Source organism: Pseudomonas sp. BJa5 (assembly GCF_030272875.2).
Classification (GTDB): Bacteria; Pseudomonadota; Gammaproteobacteria; order Pseudomonadales; family Pseudomonadaceae; genus Aquipseudomonas.
Genome location: NZ_JALRNG020000039.1, coordinates 22,594 through 42,885, shown reverse-complemented (window position 1 = coordinate 42,885; position 20,292 = coordinate 22,594). Strand labels below are relative to the sequence as shown.

General features: G+C 62.6%; 14 protein-coding genes. 10 read left to right on the top strand and 4 right to left on the bottom strand.

Going from position 1 to position 20,292, the window contains the following annotated elements; translation table 11 throughout:
- Positions 1-44 precede the first annotated feature (44 nt).
- The 8 genes from glpD to M2D63_RS20590 all read left to right on the top strand — a co-directional run bounded on the left by glpD (position 45) and on the right by M2D63_RS20590 (position 8,859).
- A complete protein-coding gene (gene glpD, locus M2D63_RS20625) occupies positions 45-1,583 on the top strand; it encodes a glycerol-3-phosphate dehydrogenase (protein ID WP_285864854.1) in 1,539 nt (512 codons plus the stop codon).
- Between the two features lie 407 nt (positions 1,584-1,990).
- Positions 1,991-2,911 (top strand): glutamate/aspartate ABC transporter substrate-binding protein, encoded by a 921-nt coding sequence (locus M2D63_RS20620; protein ID WP_285864853.1) that lies wholly within the window; start codon positions 1,991-1,993, stop codon positions 2,909-2,911.
- 99 nt (positions 2,912-3,010) lie between these two features.
- The gene (locus M2D63_RS20615; protein WP_285864852.1) at positions 3,011-3,757 is read left to right on the top strand and encodes an amino acid ABC transporter permease; all 747 of its coding nucleotides are present in this window, start codon (positions 3,011-3,013) and stop codon (positions 3,755-3,757) included.
- The gene (locus tag M2D63_RS20610) at positions 3,757-4,428 is read left to right on the top strand and encodes an amino acid ABC transporter permease (RefSeq protein WP_285864851.1); all 672 of its coding nucleotides are present in this window, start codon (positions 3,757-3,759) and stop codon (positions 4,426-4,428) included. Before M2D63_RS20615 ends, M2D63_RS20610 begins: the two co-directional genes overlap by 1 nt.
- Entirely contained in the window at positions 4,425-5,159 is a 735-nt protein-coding gene (locus tag M2D63_RS20605) for an amino acid ABC transporter ATP-binding protein (RefSeq protein ID WP_285864850.1), read from the top strand. Before M2D63_RS20610 ends, M2D63_RS20605 begins: the two co-directional genes overlap by 4 nt.
- A gap of 110 nt (positions 5,160-5,269) precedes the next feature.
- A complete protein-coding gene (locus M2D63_RS20600; protein WP_285864849.1) occupies positions 5,270-7,177 on the top strand; it encodes an ATP-binding protein in 1,908 nt (635 codons plus the stop codon).
- A complete protein-coding gene (locus tag M2D63_RS20595; RefSeq protein ID WP_285864848.1) occupies positions 7,174-8,499 on the top strand; it encodes a sigma-54 dependent transcriptional regulator in 1,326 nt (441 codons plus the stop codon). The genes M2D63_RS20600 and M2D63_RS20595 overlap by 4 nt, the downstream gene beginning before the upstream one ends.
- A gap of 33 nt (positions 8,500-8,532) precedes the next feature.
- Positions 8,533-8,859: a GlpM family protein gene (locus M2D63_RS20590; RefSeq protein WP_285864881.1), complete on the top strand. Its 327-nt coding sequence runs from the start codon at positions 8,533-8,535 to the stop codon at positions 8,857-8,859.
- A 53-nt stretch (positions 8,860-8,912) separates the two neighbouring features.
- On the opposite strand, the gene M2D63_RS20585 is transcribed toward M2D63_RS20590, so the two are convergent.
- A complete protein-coding gene (locus tag M2D63_RS20585) occupies positions 8,913-9,905 on the bottom strand; it encodes an alpha/beta fold hydrolase (protein ID WP_285864847.1) in 993 nt (330 codons plus the stop codon).
- Positions 9,906-10,102: 197 nt separating this feature from the next.
- Here M2D63_RS20585 and M2D63_RS20580 point away from each other — a divergent pair, with 197 nt between their 5' ends.
- Positions 10,103-15,754 carry a dermonecrotic toxin domain-containing protein gene (locus M2D63_RS20580; RefSeq protein ID WP_285864846.1) on the top strand — a complete coding sequence of 1,884 codons (5,652 nt, stop codon included), beginning with the start codon at positions 10,103-10,105 and terminating at the stop codon, positions 15,752-15,754.
- Positions 15,755-15,801: 47 nt separating this feature from the next.
- Here the strand turns inward: M2D63_RS20580 and metE are convergent, their stop codons facing one another.
- Positions 15,802-18,111, bottom strand: a complete 2,310-nt coding sequence (gene metE / locus M2D63_RS20575; RefSeq protein WP_285864845.1) for a 5-methyltetrahydropteroyltriglutamate--homocysteine S-methyltransferase — start codon at positions 18,109-18,111, stop codon at positions 15,802-15,804.
- Between the two features lie 108 nt (positions 18,112-18,219).
- Here metE and metR point away from each other — a divergent pair, with 108 nt between their 5' ends.
- Entirely contained in the window at positions 18,220-19,137 is a 918-nt protein-coding gene (gene metR / locus M2D63_RS20570; RefSeq protein WP_285864880.1) for a transcriptional regulator MetR, read from the top strand.
- Positions 19,138-19,140: 3 nt separating this feature from the next.
- Here metR and M2D63_RS20565 read toward each other — a convergent pair whose 3' ends face one another.
- On the bottom strand, positions 19,141-19,779 hold the full coding sequence (locus M2D63_RS20565) for a LysE family translocator (RefSeq protein WP_285864844.1): 639 nt from the start codon (positions 19,777-19,779) through the stop codon (positions 19,141-19,143).
- A 22-nt stretch (positions 19,780-19,801) separates the two neighbouring features.
- Positions 19,802-20,215, bottom strand: coding sequence for an NUDIX domain-containing protein (locus M2D63_RS20560; RefSeq protein ID WP_285864843.1), 414 nt, complete (start codon positions 20,213-20,215; stop codon positions 19,802-19,804).
- Positions 20,216-20,292: the final 77 nt, after the last annotated feature.

Genomic DNA, 20,292 nt, shown 5'->3' with positions numbered 1-20,292 from the left:
TGATGTTCAATTTCGCTATTAGAACGCCTTTGAGGATGCCCTCCGTGCCGCACTCCAGCCTGTCATCGCCCGCCCTGGCCGATATCTACGACCTCGCCGTGATTGGCGGTGGCATCAATGGCGTCGGCATTGCCGCCGATGCAGCCGGACGCGGCCTGTCGGTGTTCCTTTGCGAAAAGGACGACCTGGCCAGCCACACCTCCTCGGCCAGCAGCAAGCTGATCCACGGTGGCCTGCGTTACCTGGAGCATTACGAATTCCGTCTGGTGCGCGAAGCCCTGGCCGAGCGCGAAGTGCTGCTGGCCAAGGCGCCACACATCGTCAAACCGATGCGCTTCGTCCTGCCGCACCGCCCGCACCTGCGTCCGGCCTGGATGATCCGCGCCGGCTTGTTCCTCTACGATCACCTGGGCAAGCGCAAGCAGCTCGGCGCCTCGCGCAGCCTGCGCTTTGGCCCGGGCAATCCGCTCAAGCCGGCGATCAGCCGCGGTTTCGAATACGCCGACTGCGCCGTGGATGACGCCCGCCTGGTGGTGCTCAATGCCATGGCCGCCCGCGAGCACGGCGCCGACATCCGCACCCGCACCCGCTGCCTGAGCGCCAGCCGGGTCGATGGCCTGTGGAATGTCCAGCTGCAACATGCCGACGGCAGCCAGCAGTCGATCAAGGCTCGCGCCCTGGTCAACGCAGCGGGCCCATGGGTCGCCAAGTTCATCGAGGACGACCTGCAGCTCAAGGCCCCCTACGGCATTCGCCTGATCCAGGGCAGCCACCTGATCGTGCCGAAGCTTTATGAAGGTGAACATGCCTACATCCTGCAGAACGAAGACCAGCGGATCGTCTTCGCCATTCCCTACCTGGAACGCTTCACCCTGATCGGCACCACCGACCGTGAATACACCGGCGACCCGGCCAAGGTCGCGATCACCGAAGCCGAGACCGACTACCTGCTCAAGATCGTCAACGAACACTTCAATCACCAGCTCAGCCGCGCAGACATCCTGCACACTTTTGCCGGCGTGCGGCCGCTGTGCAACGACGAGTCCGACAACCCCTCGGCCGTGACCCGCGACTACACCCTGGCGCTCTCGGCCAGCAACGGCGAGGCGCCGTTGCTGTCGGTGTTCGGCGGCAAGCTGACCACCTACCGCAAACTGGCCGAGTCGGCGATGGGCGAACTGGCGCCGTTCTTCACCCAGATGCGCGGCAGCTGGACCGCCACTGCACCGTTGCCAGGCGGCGAAGACATGACCACCCCGCAAGCGCTGGTCGATGCGATCCTGGCCCGCTGTGGCTGGCTGCCGGCAGAGATTGCCAAGCGCTGGGCGCGCACCTACGGCAGCCGCGTCTGGCGCCTGCTCGAAGGCGTGCAGGGCCCTGAAGACCTGGGCGAAGCGATCGGCGGCGGCCTGTTCACCCGCGAGGTGGACTACCTGTGCAGCGAAGAATGGGCGAGCAGCGCCGAAGACATCCTATGGCGTCGCAGCAAGCTGGGGTTGTTCACCACGGCGGCCGAACAGCAGGCACTCAAGGACTACCTTCAGCGCCTGGCACTGAACCGCGCCCGCGTTCAGGCCGCCTGATGCTGATTGCCTACTGATCCCTGTGGAAGCTGGCATCGCCAGCACTACTGACGACGCGAATCGCCTGGCACCGCGTCGATTCCATCGCCGGCTACGCCAGCTCCCACAATGAGTCAGCCGTGGGAGCTGGCGTAGCCGGCAATATTGACGACACAAAAACGGCGCTACATTCGGATTTCCGAACGACAAACACGCTGACATTCGGCGAGCCGGACGAATAACCCCGCCACCAAAACTTCAAAAAAGATTAATACCCTGATTTTCCGGGCCCTCGTGATCGAAGTCAGGGCTTGGCACGAGTCATGCTCTACACTCAGTACCCGAATGCGCAACGCTTCATTGCAGTGTTCGCTGAACGACGAGCCCGCCAACGGCTCCATAAAAAAAACAACGTCGAGGAAATTTTGATGCGTATCGTTCGTCATCTGTTGGGTGCGGCCATCGCCGCTGCCGTGATCAGCTCGCCGGCCATGGCCGAGGAGCTCACCGGCACCCTGAAGAAGATCAAGGACTCGGGCACCATCACCCTGGGGCACCGCGACTCCTCCATCCCGTTCTCCTACCTGGCTGGTAAACCGGAGCCCGTAGGCTATTCCCACGACATCCAGCTGGCCATCGTCGAGCACCTGAAGAAGCAGCTCGCCGCCCCGGACCTGAAGACCCGCTACAACCTGGTCACCTCCCAGACCCGTATCCCGCTGGTGCAGAACGGCACCGTCGACGTTGAATGCGGCTCCACCACCAACAACGTCGAACGCCAGCAGCAAGTTGCCTTCTCGGTCGGCATCTTCGAAGTGGGTACCCGCCTGCTGACCAAGGTCAAGGATGGTCAGCCAAGCTACAAGGACTTCCCGGACCTGGCCGGCAAGAACGTGGTGACCACCGCCGGCACCACCTCCGAGCGCATCCTCAAGGCGATGAACGCCGACAAGCAGATGAAGATGAACGTGATCTCGGCAAAAGACCACGGCGAAGCCTTCAACATGCTCGAAAGCGGCCGCGCCGTGGCCTTCATGATGGACGACGCCCTGCTGGCCGGCGAAATGGCCAAGGCCCGCAAGCCGGCCGACTGGGTCATCACCGGTACCCCGCAGTCCTACGAGATCTACGGCTGCATGGTGCGCAAGGACGACCCTGCCTTCAAGAAAGCCGTCGATGACGCCATCGTCGCACTGTACAAGTCGGGCGAGATCAACAAGATCTACGACAAGTGGTTCATGCAGCCAATCCCGCCAAAAGGCCTGAACCTGCAGTTCCAGATGAGCGACGAGCTCAAGGCGCTGATCGCCACGCCAACCGACAAAGCTGCAGACGAAAAGAAGTCCTGATCCCCAGCTAGTTAGTGTCTAACCTTTCATCCGAGGGCGCATGTCGCCCTCGGATGCTCGAAGGTGCCCGTGAAACAACCGATCTGAGGGGAAATCCCGATGAATTACAACTGGGACTGGGGCGTATTCTTCAAGTCCACCGGCGTGGGCAGCGAAACCTATCTGGACTGGTACGTCACCGGTCTGGGCTGGACCATCGCCATCGCCATCACTGCCTGGATCATTGCGCTGCTGCTGGGTTCGGTACTCGGCGTCATGCGCACTGTCCCGAACCGCGTGGTATCGGGTATCGCCACCTGCTACGTGGAACTCTTCCGCAACGTACCGCTGCTGGTGCAGCTGTTCATCTGGTACTTCCTGGTGCCCGACCTGCTGCCGGAAAACCTGCAGGAATGGTTCAAGCAGGATCTCAACCCGACCACCTCGGCCTTGATCAGCGTGGTCATCTGCCTGGGCCTGTTCACCGCTGCCCGTGTCTGCGAACAGGTGCGCACCGGTATCCAGGCGCTGCCGCGTGGCCAGGAATCGGCCGCCCGCGCCATGGGCTTCAGCCTGCCGCAGATCTACTGGAACGTGCTGCTGCCGCAAGCCTACCGGATCATCATTCCGCCGCTCACCTCGGAATTCTTGAACGTGTTCAAGAACTCCTCGGTAGCCTCGCTGATCGGCCTGATGGAACTGCTGGCCCAGACCAAGCAGACCGCCGAATTCTCAGCCAACCTGTTCGAGGCCTTCACCCTGGCCACGCTGATCTACTTCACCCTGAACATGGGGCTGATGCTGTTCATGCGCATGGTCGAGAAGAAAGTCTCGGTGCCAGGCCTGATTTCCGTAGGGGGTAAATGATGGAGCTGGATTTCTCAAGCATCGGCCCTGCCCTGCCGGCCCTTTGGGACGGCATGCTGTTGACCCTGCAACTGATGGTCATGGGCGTGGTCGGCGGCATCGTGCTGGGTACCCTCCTGGCCCTGATGCGCCTGTCGTCGAGCAAGCTCTTGGCCAACGTCGCCGGCTTCTACGTCAACTACTTCCGCTCCATCCCGCTGCTGCTGGTCATCACCTGGTTCTACCTGGCGGTGCCCTTCATCCTGCGCTGGATCACCGGCGAAGACACCCCGGTCGGTGCCTTCACCTCCTGCGTCGTGGCGTTCATGATGTTCGAGGCGGCCTACTTCTGTGAAATCGTCCGCGCTGGCGTGCAGTCGATCTCCAAGGGCCAGATGGGCGCAGCCCAGGCCCTGGGCATGACCTACGGCCAGACCATGCGCCTGATCATCCTGCCCCAGGCGTTTCGCAAGATGACCCCGCTGCTGCTGCAACAGAGCATCATCCTGTTCCAGGACACCTCGCTGGTCTACACCGTCGGCCTGGTGGACTTCCTCAACTCCGCGCGTGCCAACGGCGACATCATCGGGCGCTCCCATGAGTTCCTGCTGTTCGCCGGCGTCGTGTACTTCCTCGTCAGCTTCTCCGCTTCCTGGCTGGTCAAGCGTCTGCAGAAAAGGATAACCGTATGATTTCCATCAAGAACGTCAACAAGTGGTACGGCGACTTCCAGGTTCTGACCGACTGCAACACCGAAGTCAAAAAAGGTGAAGTGGTGGTGGTCTGCGGCCCTTCCGGTTCCGGCAAATCGACCCTGATCAAGTGCGTCAACGCCCTGGAGCCGTTCCAGAAAGGTGACATCGTGGTCGACGGCACCTCGATCGCCGATCCCAAGACCAACCTGCCCAAGCTGCGCTCGCGGGTCGGCATGGTGTTCCAGCATTTCGAGCTGTTCCCGCACCTCTCGATCACCGAGAACCTGACCATTGCCCAGCGCAAGGTCCTGGGCCGCAGCGAAGCCGAAGCGACCAAGAAGGGCCTGGCCCTGCTCGACCGCGTCGGCCTCAGCGCCCATGCCAAGAAGCATCCCGGCCAGCTCTCCGGTGGCCAGCAGCAGCGTGTGGCCATCGCCCGCGCCCTGTCGATGGACCCGATCGTCATGCTGTTCGACGAACCGACCTCGGCCCTGGACCCGGAAATGGTCAACGAGGTACTGGACGTCATGGTCGAGCTGGCCCACGAAGGCATGACCATGATGTGCGTGACCCACGAGATGGGCTTTGCCCGCAAGGTGGCCAACCGGGTGATCTTCATGGACCAGGGCCGCATCATCGAGGATTGCCAGAAGGAAGACTTCTTCGGTGACCCGAGCGCACGCCACGAGCGTACCCAGCACTTCCTCAGCAAGATCCTGCAACACTGAGGACACAACACTGTTGTTTCGGCGTACGCCGGATCGGCAGTGTTGTTAATTGTCACTGTTTGCCCGGTGTACGCCGGGCAGGCAGTGCTGTTCGTTACAAGGTTACTGTGATGAAATGCGATCCTTCGCTTTTTCGCCCAGCCAAGCCTGCCCTAGCCGTGAAACCCCGTCTGATCCGCCAGTTGTTGCTGCCTCCTTTGATCGTCCTGCTGATGATCGGCCTGGGAGTGGCCGGTTTCATGATCAGCGAACACAACGGCATCCGCAGCTTGAGCGAGAACGGCGAGCGCCAGCTCGAGCTGCACGCGCGCGCGGTCGAAAGTGAAATCAGCAAATACACCTACCTGCCCAGCCTGCTGGAACTGGAAGACAGCGTCTCCCACCTGCTGACCGACGCCAACGGCGAAAACCGCCAGACGGTCAATGAATACCTCGAAGGCCTGAACCGCCGCAGCCGCAGCCGGGCCATCTTCGTCCTCGACACCACCGGCCGGGTCCAGGCCACCAGCAACTGGCGCGATGCCGACAGTTTCCTCGGTGAAGACCTGTCGTTCCGCGCCTATTTCCAGGACGCCGTGCGTGGGCAACCGGGCCGTTTCTACGGCATCGGCAGCACCACCGGCGAGCCGGGCTACTACCTGGCCCACGGCCTGGAAGAACACGGCAAGATCATCGGCGTGGCGGTGATCAAGGTCCGCCTGGAGGCCATGGAAGAGCGCTGGCAACGGGCGCGCCTGGAAGCCTTCGTCAGTGACGAGAACGGCATCATCATCCTCTCCAGCGACCCGGCACGGCGCCTCAAGTCGGTGCGCCCGCTGACCCCGGAGATCAAGGAACGCCTGGCGCGCAGCCTGCAGTACTACTGGTGGCCGCTGAACGAATTGCAGCCGCTGTCGCGAGAAAAGCTCGCCGACGGTATCGAAAAACTGAGCTTTCCGGCCAATGCCGAACTGGGCGACGGTCGCCACGAAGTCGCCTACCTGGCCCAGACCCGGCGCCTGAGCGACACCCCCTGGCACTTCACCCTGCTCACCCCCTTGCAGGACCTGCGCCGCGAGTCGGTGGTCCAGGGCGTGCTGGTGGCCATCGCCTTCGCCTTGCTGGCGATCCTGCTGATTGCCTGGAACGAACGGCGCAAGGTAATCGCCACTCGCCTGGCAGCCCGTGAAGCCCTGGAAGAAGCCAACAGCCAACTGGAGCGCAAGATTGCCGAGCGCACCGCTGACCTGCGCGCCAGCAACGACCGCCTCAAGGGCCAGATCCGCGAACGCCGGCACGCCGAGCAGACCTTGCGCCACGCCCAGGACGAACTGGTGCAGGCCGGCAAGCTGGCGGCCATCGGCCAGATGTCGACCAGCATCGCCCACGAACTGAACCAGCCGCTGGCGGCCCTGCGCACCCTGTCGGGCAACACCGTGCGCTTTCTCGAGCGCGGCGCCCTGGAGACCGCCAGCACCAACCTGAGCACCATGAACGACCTGATCGACCGCATGGGCCGGATCACCGCCAGCCTGCGCTCCTTTGCCCGGCGCGGCGACGACAGCGGCCAGGCGTCGCTGGCCAAGGCGATCGAGGCCAGCCTGCAGGTCCTGGGCAACCGGGTCGCCGGCTGCCACCTCAAGCTGCACAGCAACTACGAAGATCAGCAGCTGGCCATCGACCAGACCCGCCTGGAACAGATCCTGGTCAACCTGATCGGCAACGCCCTGGACGCCATGGCCGCGCAACCTGCGCCGCAGTTGTGGCTCGAAGGCGAACTGCAGGGCGACAAGTACCGCCTGCGGGTACGCGACAATGGCCACGGTATCGACGACGAAGCGCGCAAGCATCTGTTCGAACCTTTCTTCACCACCAAACCGGGAGAGCACGGCCTGGGCCTGGGCCTGACCCTGTCCGCCAGCCTCGCCGCCGCCGCCAAGGGCAGCCTGAGTGTCGAACATCCCGCCAGTGGCGGTACCGCGTTCGTCCTCGCCCTGCCCCTGGTCAATGCCCCCACCGAATCTGCCGAGTCCCTATGAACCAAGCACCCCTAACCGTCCTGATCGTCGAAGACGACCCGCATGTGCTGCTCGGTTGCCAGCAGGCCCTGGCCCTGGAAGACATCGCCTGCGAAGGTGTCGGCAGCGCCGAGGAAGCCTTGCAACGCGTCGGTGATGATTTCGCCGGCATCGTGGTCAGCGACATTCGCCTGCCCGGCATCGATGGCCTGGAACTGCTCGGCCGCCTCAAGGCCCGCGACAACAGCCTGCCGGTGGTGCTGATCACCGGCCACGGCGATATCGACATGGCCGTGGGGGCGATGCGCAACGGCGCCTACGACTTCATGGAAAAGCCCTTCGCCCCGGAACGCCTGGTCGAAGTGGTGCGCCGTGCCCTGGAGCAACGCGGCCTGGCCCGGGAAGTCTTCGCCCTGCGCCGCCAGTTGGCCGGGCAAAGCACCCTGGAAGGACGGATCATCGGTCGCTCGCCGGCCATGCAGAACCTGCGCGAGCTGATCGCCAACGTCGCCGATACCTCGGCCAACGTCCTGATCGAAGGCGAGACCGGCACTGGCAAGGAACTGGTCGCCCGCTGCCTGCACGACTTCAGCCGGCGCCAGGGGCAACCGTTCGTGGCCCTGAACTGCGGCGGCCTGCCGGAGAACCTGTTCGAAAGCGAGATCTTCGGCCACGAGGCCAATGCCTTTACCGGCGCCGGCAAGCGCCGCATCGGCAAGATCGAGCACGCCAATGGCGGCACGCTGTTCCTCGATGAAGTCGAGAGCATGCCGATCAACCTGCAGATCAAGCTGCTGCGGGTCCTGCAGGAACGGACCCTGGAGCGCCTGGGCTCGAACCAGAGCATCCCGGTCGACTGCCGGGTGATTGCCGCGACCAAATCCGACCTCGACGCCCTGGGCCAGAGCGGCCAGTTTCGCAGCGACCTGTACTACCGCCTCAACGTGGTGACCCTGGAACTGCCGCCGCTGCGCGAGCGCCGCGAAGACATCCTGCAGCTGTTCGAACACTTCCTGCAGCTGTCGGCGCTGCGCTTCGACCGTGAAACCCCGCAACTGGACAGCCAGACCCTGTCGCGGCTGATGGCCCACGATTGGCCGGGCAACGTGCGCGAACTGCGCAATGTCGCCGAACGCTACGCCCTGGGCCTGCCCGCGTTCAAGAAGAGCGGCGCCAGTGCCAACCAGGGCCTGGGCTTTGCCGAGGCCGTGGAAGCCTTCGAGCGCAACCTGCTCAGCGATGCCCTGCAGCGCACCGGCGGCAACTTGAGCCAGGCCAGCCAGGAGCTGGGCATGGCCAAGACCACCCTGTTCGACAAAGTGAAGAAGTACGGCCTCGGATAACCCGCCAAGACATCGGAAAAGTACGTGGACCTGATACTCAAAGCCTGCCTGGGCGCCGCCGTGGTGGTGATCCTTGCCGCCCTGGCCAAGACCCGCAACTACTACATTGCCGGCCTGGTGCCGCTGTTCCCGACCTTCGCCCTGATTGCCCACTACATCGTCGGCAAGGGGCGCTCGCTGGACGACCTGAAGACCACCATCCTGTTCGGCATGTGGTCGATCATTCCCTACTTCGTCTACCTGGTAGCGCTGTATGTGCTGGTGGACCGCCTGCGCCTGGAGCTGTCATTGGCGCTGGCGGCGGTGGCCTGGCTGATGGCGGCGACGGTGCTGGTCAGTGTCTGGGTGAGGTTGCATTGAGGCTCATCGCGGGGCAAGCCCGCTCCTACTGTGGGAGCGGGCTTGCCCCGCGATCAGTACACCGCCAGAGGGGTATCAGCCAGCCGTTGCGTCTCCAGGTACGGCAACACCGCGCCCAGCAACGCGCCCTTGAACTGCGCCTGGAAGCGATGGGCCAGGCCCGGGATCAGCTTCAATTGACTGTCCCGCAGGTGCGCGGCCAGGTGCACCCCATGCATCACCGGCAACAACGGGTCGGCGGTGCCATGTACCACCAGGGTTGGCAGGCGTAGCTTGTCGAGCAACTCGACCCGACTCGGCTCGGCAAGAATGGCCATGATCTGGCGCTCGACGCCTTCAGGGTTGAACGCCCGGTCATAGGCAATCGCGGCCTGCTCCAGCAACTCCTGACGATCGTCCTTGACCTGCGGACTCCCCAGCGCCGCCAGCAGATCGGCCTGTTGTTCGAGGGCCGCTTCGCGGTTTGGCGCTTCGCGCCGGGCCAACAACTGCAGCAGTGCCGCGCTTGGCATCGGCAGCCCCTGTGCACCGGAACTGGACATGATCAGGGTCAGGCTCTCGACCCGCTGCGGCGCCAGGGCCGCCAGGTGCTGGGCAATCATCCCACCCATGCTCACACCCAGCACATGAAAACGTTGCACATGCAGGGCATCCATCAAACCCAGGCCATCTTCAGCCATGTCCGTCAGGGTGTAGGGCGCAGCCACCTGCAAACCCAGCTTGTAGCGCAGCAGTTCGAAGGACAGGCTGGCACTGGCCGGTGCCTGGTTCCAGGCCGACAGGCCGATATCGCGGTTGTCGTAGCGGATCACCCGAAAGCCCTGCCGGCAGAGGGCGACCACCACCTCATCAGGCCAGTGGATCAACTGCCCGCCCAGGCCCATCACCAACAGCAGCGCAGGATCGGAGCGACGGCCGATGCTCTGGTAGGCCAGGCTGACCTGTGCCAGCTCGACCCGTTCGGTAGGCACATTGACGTCGCAGCGTGCCGCGGCAAAGGAAGGCACGGCGCAGACCAGCGCCAGGAACAATAAAAAAGCCCGCATGAGTGAAACACCAGAATGCAAATCCCCAGTAGATCGTGAGTCTGATGACTTTCATTCAAGCGCGCTGCCACAGTTGCGTGACAGTTTGATGAACCCCGCCCAACGGCAGCCAGCGTTATGTACCGCACCGCACCGTGCCACTTGCTTCCAAATCCGCAATGCCAGTACCGGCACAACCTTGATTGCGGACTACCTTCATGAGCGATTCCACCGAAACCCCGGATACCCTCTCTTTTGCGCCCGTCAGTTTCATTGCCGCCCGATTGAACGGCGTACCTCAGGACATACTCAATCGACACAGGAAGCATCGCGACACCTTCACCATCCTCCTTGCCGAGGCAAACAGTACGCATCAGGTCATACAGACGCTGCTACGCAAACAACTCAGCACGGAGCCGAGCACCACCGGCCTGCGCTTCAACACCAGCAACACCTTTGTCAGCCTCGCCGCCCTTGCCGCCTATAACCGCCATCATCCCCGGGCCCCGACCGACCTGGACACCCGCGCCCAAGTCGTGGGCACAGAAGCCCAGAGCCCGTTGCTGCGCCTGACGCCCACTCAGTTGCTGGCCCGGCTCGGTGAGCTGGATCTCCCGGCGGCTATCCGGCAAGCGTGGAACAGTTATTGGAATGCACGAGCCAAGGGTACGCCCGTCAGCCGGCAAACCCACGCCCAGGACCAGTACCTGGGTATTTTCAGGGCACGCTGGGAAGCTGTGGTGGCAAGCGGTGAACTCGATACCCAGCAGCAACGCCTGGTTTCCGGCGTACTGAACGACCCGGAATGGCTGCGCCTGGGCAGCAAGCAACTCTTTATCGAAACCCCCGCCATAGCGGGAAAGGCGATACCCGGTGCGTTGGTGTTCAGTATCGAGGACACCCCCCTGCGAGTGCTCTATATACCGGGCAGTCAGCAGACCTTTACCGCCCATGCGACCGGGCAAGCACTGGAAGCCGCCTTGTTGCATAACAGCAGCACCAGTGACGCGACAGCAATTGTCAGCTTCCACCGTCAAGACAGCCTTGCAGCAGGATTCACTACCCTGTTCAACGACCTGCTCCAGGTCCGGCTCGACGCCCTGGCGTTCGATCCGGGCGCTGATATTCAAACCCATGCAGAGCTTGCCCTTGGCAAGCTTCACGCGGTCGACGCGGCACAACGCAACGCCAACCTGTTCCATGCCCTGCCGGCAACTGAACCGGAACTGGACAGCGACGCTTCAGAGGCCTCATTTTTCGATTTTGGCCATCTGTCCATCGAAGTGCCCTATAGCGTCCGCGCGGAGCAGATCAAGAAACAAATGAATCTGCTGGACGCACTCGACGAAGAAAAACTGCAATCCCTCAAGACCTGGCAGGCCACTTTGGAAGGGGCTCGCAGCAAAGCCGACCTAGCCATGGAACCACTGCTGCAAGCCAACGCCTGGCTGTCGTTCAATGCATCGCAAACCGATGACGACCCACCGTTGCTGTCAGCTCACCATGAGGGACTGCGCGCCCACGCCCAGATCCAGAACCTGCTGGGCCAGATCGACGATGAGGAACGCCGGTGGATCGAGAGCGTGCTCGACCAACCGTCGTCCTTTCCGAAACCAGGCTCCGACATCATCGCCGCACACCCGGAACTGAGCGAAACGACACAGCGGGACGGCACCGAGAGCACCACCAGGACGCTTATCAGCGACTGCGTCATCATCACCCTGAAGAATCAGCAAGCCCCTACCAGCCTGTTATTGTTCTGGCCGGGCGCAATGGGGGGACTACTGCGCCTTGCCAACCAGGCCGAGCTGGAGCGCTGCCTCGGCGTTGTCGATCCAGGCAGCCAGTCTGTCACCCTGGTCCCGCTTGCCGGCGATATCCTGGGCCAGGTCCTGACCCATCATCTGCTGCGCAGCAAGGCTGCGGCGCAACGACTTTCGCCTATGGCCGACAGCACGGTCGGCGACCAAGCGCTATCGCATCTTGGAGAAGCACTGGCCCACTCCTTGCGGGTTCCTGGCCATGGTGCCCGTGAACTGGCCCTGCGACTACTGGAAGAACAACGGGCCACTGTCACCCTCAGCAGCCTGAGCATGCCTTGGCTGGAAAATCTGACCGACGCCGAGCGTAGCGCCTTCAAGTCGAGTGCCCAGGACTACCTTCAGGCCATGCGTAGCGCCCAGGCCCTGATTGCCCGCGACCTGCCCAATCGTCCGCTGTTCTGCCGCCAGTACATCAGGCAGCGCCTGAAGCAGGACATCCCGACTTATGACGACAGTGAAATCTCCATCGACCTTCCGCACAGCACCTCCTGGCGCAAGGACCCCGTGAGCGGTGGCGGCACACCTGGTGGCGTGCCGTCAAAGTCAGACCTGGTTGCCAGTCCGGCACGACAAACCCTGACGCTGGACAATCTGTTCCTGGAAAACATCGACACGGCCATGAAGAATCGCCTGTACTTCATGACGCTGCAGCCGAGCAGCACAGACCCGGTCATCGCTCAGGCCCTGAACAGCACGATCGATAAGACCTATCTGGAAGACCTAGCCGAAGACCTCGACCTGGCCCAGAAATATGAAGATCGGATACTGGCCACCTATCGCGGTACCAACGAAAGCGAATTTGCCCGCGCCTTTCGCCGCGAGTGCCTGACCGAACCCTTTCGCCAAATGCTCAAGATGCACAGCGTCCATGCCAGGGCTAATGGCAACCTGGACGCACATGGCAAGGTTATCTTCGATATCGCCATCGACGCCGGCCACACCGACGACTATCAGGTCAGCGGCCATGACATTCGCTTGATCCCTGCCCGGCTCACCGTGGGCGGACAAGACACAAACGATGGTCCCACAACACTCTCCGGTGTCACCTTCATCAACGACCAGACCAGTGGCATTACAGTGCTCTACTGCCCTGACCACCCCAGCAAGCTGATTCGCCAATTCAGTTCACTGGAGTCAGCGCGCGAAGCCTTGTATGAATCGACCAAACAGAGCGGTGAAATCGACTACCTCACCAGTCGTGCCTTGCAGGGCGACCCCACCTCCCACGCGTCGCGGATGCGCCAGGCCATCGAAAAACGCTTTTCCGGCATTATCGGCCTGGGTTCGGCATGGCTGTCGAACATCTCATTGGCCCAGACCCTGCTCAATGCCCAGGAAGGCAGGGTATTGGAGGCCCATCGGTTGACCTCGCGCTCCAACGAAACGTTATGGCTGGAGAATTTCGCCTACCAGAGCGGCATGATCTTCAACTACATCAAGATGGCAATCGGCTTCGTTCCGCTGATCGGTACCGCAGTCAGCGTGTACGACATGTTCGACGCTTGCGCCCGAGCCGCCTCGGCGCTGGTACATGGCCAGGTAGGGCGCGCCATGGATGAATTGGAACAAGCGCTGTTGTGCTTCATCGATGCGGCCATGGATGTGCTGCCCACCCTGGTAGTCAAAGGCAGCGCCGCGCGCCGACTCACCCGTTTTCGCCAGCTGAATTCACTGCAAGGCGGCCAGGGTACGGGGCCCAAGTCGAGCACGGCCAGCGCCAGCAAACGCCTGGCGCGCTTCGCAGGTTATGAATACCCGTTCCCATTGGACTTGCAGGATCTGCGCCCCGCAAAGCAGGGCAAGTACCGCGGCGTCTACCGGCATGCCGAGGGTGACTTCATCCTGGTCGAAGACCGCCTTTGCCAGGTGGAATGGCTGGAGACGGAACACACCTGGCGTCTACGTGGTACCTCGCGCAAGACCTGGAAAAGGAACATCGCCCTGAATGAGCAGGGCCAGTGGGATACCCACTTCGCCTTGTACGGCGTCCATCTGCACGGCGGCGGTTCGGGTGGAGGGCAAGCACTCGGTCACCTGGCCGAGCAGTTGGACCCGTACTGGCCTGCCGCCATTCGCCAAAGGCTGCCGCGCTTCTGGACGGACCGTTTGTATCGTCGCCAGCACATGCTCAAAGCCCGGGGCCTGCAGGACGAAAACCGGCTGCAAACTTCGCTGCAACGCTCCAACGCCAGCTTCATCGCATACGACGCGGCGGCTCCGGCCGCTCAAGTGGCCCTGCGCACGCAGATGAAAGCAAACTGCCTGGCCGATATCGATGCGGCAAAAAACGCGTTCACTAGCTGGGATGAACTACTGAAAATCGCCAATCGGACAGACAAGCAACTGTGCATGCTACAAAAAGTACGCAGCGCCAAAGTCGTCTGTGATCGACTGCACCACCTGATCGAACTGGCCCGGGACGAATCCCTGGGCAGCGTGCACAAGGCAGTGAACCTCCGCTTGCAACTGGCCCAGGTAGACGACCTGGTCGATCAGGCGCCTTTGCTGCGCAGGTTGCGCAGCGAATCGGTGACGGTTCTCCAGGCAAAGTCGCAGATGGCCGCACACAAGCTGCAATTGGTCGACTGGTACAAGGCCCTGGACTTTCCTGCGCCTCGGCCAGGCAGGCGCGCTGCCGACTTCAATCAACGGCTGAACAGTATAAAGTCCGACTTTACCGAGCGCCTGAAGGCGGCAGAGCACATACAGGACGCCGACAATTACCAAACGGCAGTGGCTGAAGCCAACCAGCAGTTCGAGAACCGACTGACCAGGCTGGGAGACAATTTCGACATCAACGCGGAGTATCTGCAGGAGTTCGCCAGGCACGAGATATTCAAACACGCCTACCAACGCCTGGAAAAGCGCTTGAACAACACGCTTTTCATCCTCTTTAACACTTTGCACCTGATGGTTGCGGCAAAACACTACGGCAACACTTCAGTCATTGCCGAGTTTTACCTGCGGCGCTTGAATGCGATCGAAGAAGACGTGGCGCAAGTCCAGGGTACCCTGGCAGACATGTATGAGGTGACCACCTCCTCCGAACAGCGTCGAGCGATTCAAGACAGTGCCCTGCGCGTGTACCGCCAGTACAAACTGGAACTGCAAAGCACCCATGCCAGTTTTCCCGAACTGTTCGACGGGCACTACCTGAAGCAGCTACATGAGAATCTCGATGAGTTGCTCCTGCAGACCGAAAAATACATTCGGCGATTGCCCGGCCAGCCACGCCCCTCCCGCGGGCGAAGCAGCCCACGGCTGTTTCAGGTAGAGGATGGCAATTTCTATATTGGCGATTTCACTCCCGCCACAGGCAGCGCGCCTGCACGCATCACCGCGCACAACCCGGACGGCGGTGCTGTCAGACAATTCGAGCCGGTTGGCGAACGCTGGAGACCCTTGATCACTCCCCCCCCCGCTCGGCCACACGAGCTGCGCAACCTCAAACAAACAGCCGCCGCGTTGCTCAAGGATCTGGACAGCTTCCGTCGCAATGTACACACCAGCATCAAACCGACCAGCAGCCCCTATCAACTCAACGACATGATGACCATCAAGGCCAATAGTCTGGAAAGCTGTGCCAATCGTATCGAGGCGCTAGGCGGCACACTCACCGATACAGCTGATTTACGCCAGCAGGCAACCTTACTGCGTCAGGAAGGTACAGCGTTGCTCGTTGCTCAGATCAAGGCCAGTCAGCAACCCAATGCAGGTTATCTGGTCGACCTCCTCACTCATGGCCAGATCAGGATCCAGCGACCGAACAACCGCCAGTTGCTGCGTACCCGCGACTATCTCCAGGAGTATGAGGTTGTAGACCTGAAATCGGCTGGCGAGCCTGTCTTGTGGTATGCGCACTTCCACTACCGCGACCTTGATACACCGTTCGAGCGCTTCAGTGCCGCTCATCTCAAACGGGTGGAGGATCGCTTCAAGGGCCCGCAATGGCAACAGACCCAGACCGGAGGCGGCAACCCCCCGGATGACATCTGGCGCGGGGTGATCAGGGCAGAAGTGGCAAACCAGTATTTCGCGGACCTGTAGACCTTGGCTCAAACGAGGGCGAGCCCACAAGCTCGCCGTCGTTTGTCTCAGGCCAGTGCGCTACGCAGTTGCCGCGCCGCCGCCACCATGTTCACCAGGGCCGCCTCGGTCTCAGGCCACGCACGGGTCTTCAGGCCACAGTCAGGGTTGACCCACAAGCGCTCGGCCGGAATGCGCTTCACCGCCTTGCTCATCAACTTGACCATCTCGGCGGTGTCCGGCACCCGTGGCGAGTGGATGTCGTAGACTCCCGGACCGATGTCGTTGGGGTAGTCGAAAGCCTCGAACGCCTCCAGCAACTCCATGTCCGAGCGCGAGGTCTCGAGGGTGATCACGTCGGCGTCCATGGCGGCGATGGCCTGGATCACGTCGTTGAACTCGCTGTAGCACATGTGGGTGTGGATCTGGGTTTCATCGCGCACGCCGCTGGAGCACAGGCGGAAGGCCTGCACGGCCCAGTCCAGGTAAGCCTGCCAGTGTGCCCGGCGCAGGGGCAGGCCTTCGCGGAAGGCGGCTTCGTCGATCTGCACGATCTTGATACCCGCCGCCTCCAGGTCCTGCACTTCGTCGCGAATGGCCAGGGCCAGTTGCTCGGCCTGGGTCTGGCGCGACACATCTTCGCGCGGGAAGGACCACATGAGCATGGTCACAGGGCCCGTCAGCATACCTTTCATGACTTTGCGGGTCTGGCGCTGGGCGTACTCGATCCAGCTCACGGTCATGGGTTGCGGACGGCTCAGGTCGCCGAAGATGATTGCTGGTTTGACGCAACGCGAACCATAGCTCTGCACCCAGCCGAAGCGGGTGAACAGGTAGCCGTCCAGTTGCTCGGCAAAGTATTCGACCATGTCATTGCGCTCGGCTTCGCCGTGCACCAGCACGTCCAGGCCCAGTTGCTCCTGTACCTGCACGGCGTGGCGGATCTCACTGTACATGGCATCGGTGTAGTCGTTGGCCGATAGCTTGCCTTGCTTGTAGGCCTGGCGTGCCAGACGAATGGCCGAGGTCTGCGGGAACGAGCCGATGGTGGTGGTCGGGAACGCAGGCAACTGCAGGCGCTGGCGTTGCGCCTCGATGCGCTGGGCAAAGACCGACTGGCGCTGGCGGTCGGCGGCAGTCACTGCGGCCAGACGGGCTTGCACCTCGGGCTTGTGGATGCGCGGCGACTCGCTGCGGCTGCGCTGCACGGCGCGGCTTGTGGCCAGGGCGTTCTGCACCAGCGGCAGGTGCGGGGAGTCGACAGCCTTGCCCAATACGGCGATCTCTTCGCACTTTTGCACGGCGAACGCCAGCCAGCTCTTCAGCTCGGTATCGAGCTTGTCTTCCCGCGCCAGGTCCACGGGGCTGTGCAGCAGCGAGCAGGAGCCGGCCACCCACAGGTTGGCGCCGAAGCGCTGGCGGGCCAGTTGCAGTTGCTCCAGCGCCAGGTCCAGGTCACAGCGCCAGACGTTGCGGCCATTGACCACGCCCAGGGACAGCACCTTGTAGGTCGGCAGGCGATCGAGCACGGTCGGCAATTGCTCGGGCGCACGTACCAGGTCGATGTGCAGGCCGTCTACCGGCAGGCCCACGGCCAGGCCAAGGTTGTCTTCCAGGCCACCGAAATAGGTCGCCACCAGCTTCTTCAAGGGCGAGTACTGGAGGATGTGGTAGGCACGCTCGAAGGCGTTCTTCCAGTCCTGGGGCAGGTCCAGGGCGAGGATCGGCTCGTCGATCTGCACCCATTCCACGCCCTGGCGCGACAGGCGGCTGAGGATTTCGCCGTAGACCGGCAGCAGGCGCTCCAGCAGGTCGAGCTTGTCGAACTCGCCGCCCTTGGCCTTGCCCAACCACAGGTAGGTCAGCGGGCCGATCAGCACCGGCTTGACCGCATGGCCGAGGGCGCGGGCTTCGGCGACTTCCTCGAACAGTTGCTCCCAACTGAGCAAAAAGCGCTGGTCGGCGGAAAACTCCGGGACCAGGTAGTGGTAGTTGGTGTCGAACCACTTGGTCAGCTCTTGCGCATATTGCGCCTGGCCGTGCTCACCGCCACAGCAGGTGGTGGCGCCACGGGCCATGGCGAACAAGGTGTCGAGGGTAGGCAGGCCGTTGGCATCCAGGGCCTTGGCAAAGCGCTCGGGGATCGCGCCGAAGGTCAGTGAGTGAGTCAGGACCTGGTCATACCAGGCAAAATCGCCCACCGGCAGCAACTCGATACCGGCGTCTTTTTGCAGTTGCCAATGACGGGCACGCAGTTCACGGCCTACCGCCTGCAGACCGGCCTGGTCGAGGTCGCCTTTCCAGTAGGCTTCCTGGGCTTTTTTCAGTTCGCGGTCGGCGCCGATGCGCGGAAAACCGAGGTTGTGGGCCAGTGCCATGACAATCGAGCTCCTTGTAAAAGATGAGGCTATTGTCGACAGCCAGGGTAACTTGAGACAAACTCAATAAATTCGTGTTCGTCTTTAGAATTGTTCATGGAGAACGCTGTGCTGGAAATCCGTCACCTCAAAACCCTGCATGCCCTGCGCGAGGCCGACAGTCTGGTCGAGGCCGCCGAGCGCCTGCACCTGACCCAGTCGGCGTTGTCCCATCAGTTCAAGGAACTGGAAGAACGCTTGGGCATGCAGTTGTTCATGCGCAAGACCAAGCCGATCCGCTTCACCAGTGCCGGCCTGCGATTGCTGCAACTGGCGGACGCCACCCTGCCCCTGCTGCGCACGGCCGAACGCGATATCGCCCGCCTCGCCGGCGGTACGGCCGGGCGCCTGCACATGGCCATCGAATGCCACAGCTGTTTTCAGTGGCTGATGCCGACCATCGACCAGTTCCGCGACGCCTGGCCAGAGGTGGAACTGGACCTGGCCTCGGGCTTCGCCTTCGCCCCGCTGCCGGCGCTGGCCCGCGGCGACCTGGACCTGGTGGTGACCTCCGACCCGCTGGAGTTGCCCGGCCTGACCTATGTGCCGCTGTTCACCTACGAAGCCATGCTGGCGGTGGCCAACCAGCACCCTCTGGCCAGCAAGCCCTATATCGTGCCCGACGACCTGGCCAGCGAAACCTTGATTACCTACCCGGTGGAGCGCGATCGCCTGGACATCTTCACCCGCTTCCTGGAGCCGGCCGACGTCGAGCCTGCGCAGGTGCGCACGGCGGAGCTGACGGTGATGATGATGCAGCTGGTGGCCAGCGGCCGCGGCGTCTGCGGCATGCCGCACTGGGCCCTGCACGAGTACAGCTCGCGCGGCTATGTGAAGGGCAAGCGCCTGGGCGAGAAAGGCCTGTTCGCCACCCTGTACGCGGCGGTGCGCACCGACATGCTCGATGCGCCCTACATGCGCGACTTCCTGCTGACCGCCAAGGACACGTCCTTCTCCACCCTCGACGGCGTCAGCGCGGTGCGTTGAGCCTCAGATGGTCCGGCGTTGCTCCTGGACCAGGCGTAGCGCCAGGCCGGCAAGCACGAAGCCCATGACATAACGCTGCAGCACCATCCACAGCGGGTAACGCACGAACCAGCCGGCGATGCCTGCGGCGAACAGGGCGATCAGCAGGTTGACGGAAAAGCTCACGGCGATCTGGGTCAGGCCCAGGGCCAGGCTCTGCAGCAGCACCGAGCCGTTTTCCGGGGAGACGAACTGCGGCAGCACCGACAGGTAGAACACCGCCACCTTGGGGTTCAGCAAGCTGGTCAGAAAACCCATCAGCACCAGCCGGGACGGCGAGTCCGGGGCCAGCTCACGGGGCTCGAACGGTGAGCGTGCACCGGGTTTGACTGCCTGCCAGGCCAGCCACAACAGGTAGCCGGCGCCGGCCCATTTGAGCAGGTCGTAGGCCAGGGGCACGGCCATGAACAGCGCGGTCAGGCCGACGGCCGCGGCGGTCATGTGCACCAGGAAACCGCCCACCACCCCCAGTAACGAGGTGACACCCGCCAGGCGTCCCTGGCAGATCGAGCGGGAGATCAGGTAGATCATGTTCGGTCCCGGGGTCAGGACCATCAGCAGCGCGGCACCGATAAACAACAGCCATTCGTGAACAGGGATCATCAGCATTCCTTTGCAAGTGAGATCAGGCGGGGGACTTAGTTAACGTCCGAAACAGGGGCAGAATCAAGTCCCGGGTCAAGGGCGCCAGCTCCAGGCTCAGCGGCTTGCGCGCCGAGACCCAGACCGCCTCTTCGATTTCCGCGGCGGGCTCGACCGGCATCACGGTGTGCACCTGGAACAGCTCGGCCTGGACCTCGAAACCCGGCTCGTTGGCCGCCGGGGCACTGAACTGGCCCAGGTGCCGTGCCTCCTGCGGATCGATCACCAGGCCCAGTTCTTCGAACAGTTCACGGGCCAGGGCGCTGACCGGCGACTCTGCGGCCTCGATCTTGCCGCCAGGTTGCATGAAGGCCTTGGTGCCGCGCTTGCGCACCAGCAGGGTGCGACCTTGCGGATCGATCAGCAGGGCGGCGGCGATGCGGATGGTTTTGCTCATGGGAGGCTCGTGACGGGGAAAGCGGGCAAGGATCACATGTTGGTGCAGGCCTTTCAAATCTTGTGGGAGCGGGCTTG